This is a genomic window from Terrabacter sp. AAH1 (genome assembly GCF_054456855.1).
Genome location: NZ_JBTJJV010000028.1, coordinates 1 through 1,760, shown reverse-complemented (window position 1 = coordinate 1,760; position 1,760 = coordinate 1). Strand labels below are relative to the sequence as shown.

General features: G+C 71.2%; 1 protein-coding gene. It reads right to left on the bottom strand.

Translation table 11 applies throughout. The features are described 5' to 3' along the window. Positions 1–189 precede the first annotated feature (189 nt). Positions 190–1,593, bottom strand: a complete 1,404-nt coding sequence (locus ACXR8F_RS21480; protein ID WP_458803622.1) for an HNH endonuclease signature motif containing protein — start codon at positions 1,591–1,593, stop codon at positions 190–192. Positions 1,594–1,760 lie beyond the last annotated feature (167 nt).

Genomic DNA, 1,760 nt, shown 5'->3' with positions numbered 1-1,760 from the left:
CCCGCGGGCTGCTCTTCTACCGGCTGCTCGAGCAGGCCGTCGACACCAGCCCGCACCCACTCAAGGACCTCCTCAAGCCAGAAACCGGCATACCGGACTTCACCTAAGCAGATATGCAGAAGGTGTGTTCGATGTGGTCATGAGGTCGGCGTACCCGATTCGAGGCGCCGAACCACCACCTCTTCAGTCTCAGAAGGGCGGCGGATCGTCGCCCGGCGGGCCGATGCCTTCGCGCCAGTCCTTGGGGTAGGTCGTGTGGGTGCGGCCGGTCAGGGTGGTCCACTGCAAGCCGCCGTCAGGGGTCGGGGTGCTGGTCCAGACCTGGTGGGTCTTGAGGTTGTGGTGCCGGCGTTCCTTGGCGTAGAAGTTGCTCACCGACGTCTCCCCGGCCGGCCACGGGATCTCGTGGTCGAGGTCGCAGCGGGTGGCCGGGGTGGTGCAGTCGGGGCCGCGGCAGGTGCCGTCGACGGCGCGGACGTGCTCGACCATCGCCGTCGTGGGCCGGTAGGCCTTGGTGGGGCGGTTGATCGCCTGCCCGTCGCGCAGGTCGACCGGCAGGGTCTGCCACACCGACCCGGGGCGGGTCATGAGCTCGCGGGCATGGGCGGCGGTGACCCAGCCGTGCCCGGGCAGCTCGCACGCCGCGTCGCTGTGGCCGGTGGCGACCTCGAACGGCACGACCAGCCACACCCGCGCCGCCGCGTCACCGGTCATCTCGTCCGTCACCTTGGCGGGGTCGAGGTGGCCACTGAGCAGGGCTGCGGTGGCCAGGTCGCAGCGCCGCTGGTCCAGCGTCCGCGGGTCGCCTGATCCGCGGAGCCCCCGGGCGGTGGTGTCGAGCCGGTCCATGATCGCCGCGATGGTGCCCGCGTCAGCCGTCACGGTCAGGGAGCCCATGCCGTCCTCCACCATCCGCCCGAACACCCCGCGCCGCGCCCTAGCCTGCGCGTGCCGCTCCTCGGCACCCCGGTTGTCGACCGAGGCGACCGCGCGCCGCAACCGGGCCGTGAACGTCCGCTGCCCGACGACCTGCCCGTCGCGGGAGGGTGCGAGCACCGCCTCCTCCACCGTCGCGACGTCCGCGTCCGAGAGCTGCACCGTCTCGGACGCGACCTGCACCGCCCGGTACAACGAGGTCGCACCCGCCCGCAGCGCCTCGAGCAGTCGCCGGTGACGCCGCGGGGACGTCGCCAACGTCAGCCGCCGCCCCACCTCACCGGCGCCGACCCCGGTCGCCAGCGCGATGTCCTCCGCGACCACCCGTTCGGGCGAGACCAGCGCCGCCGCCCGACGTGAGGACCCGGCCGGCAGCGCGGCGATCTGCTGCTCCTGGATGGTGTGCAACGCCCCGTACGCCGCGATCAGGTCCGCCTCGACGCGCGCCTTCACGGCCTCGAGCGCCTCGATCTGCGCCATCACCCGCTCACCGGCCCGCAGCAGCGTCTCGGTCACCGCGACGGAGCGAGACCGCTCGTCCTCGACCCTGGGCCGGCACGAGCGGTCCGCGTCGGGCGCGGCGTACTCCACCTCAGCGTGGAACCGGCCCAGCCACGTCGACTCGGCAGGGGTTCGCGATGACGCGACGTACGGCATACGAACCCTCCCCTGTGCGGCGTTTCGACTACCTATATTAGAACACGTGTTCTGCATATCTGCTTGGGTGAAGTAGAATCTGTGGATGACCGCGAATCCGGTTCGGGGCGTGGACTACCCGTCGACGTACCAGCAGCTGCTGGAGTGGTTCCCGGACAACCAGTCCT

Excerpts from the sequence above, each read along its gene's own strand:
- ACXR8F_RS21480 (WP_458803622.1), bottom strand. The coding sequence starts at position 1,593 with ATGCCGTACGTCGCGTCATCGCGAACCCCTGCCGAGTCGACGTGGCTG.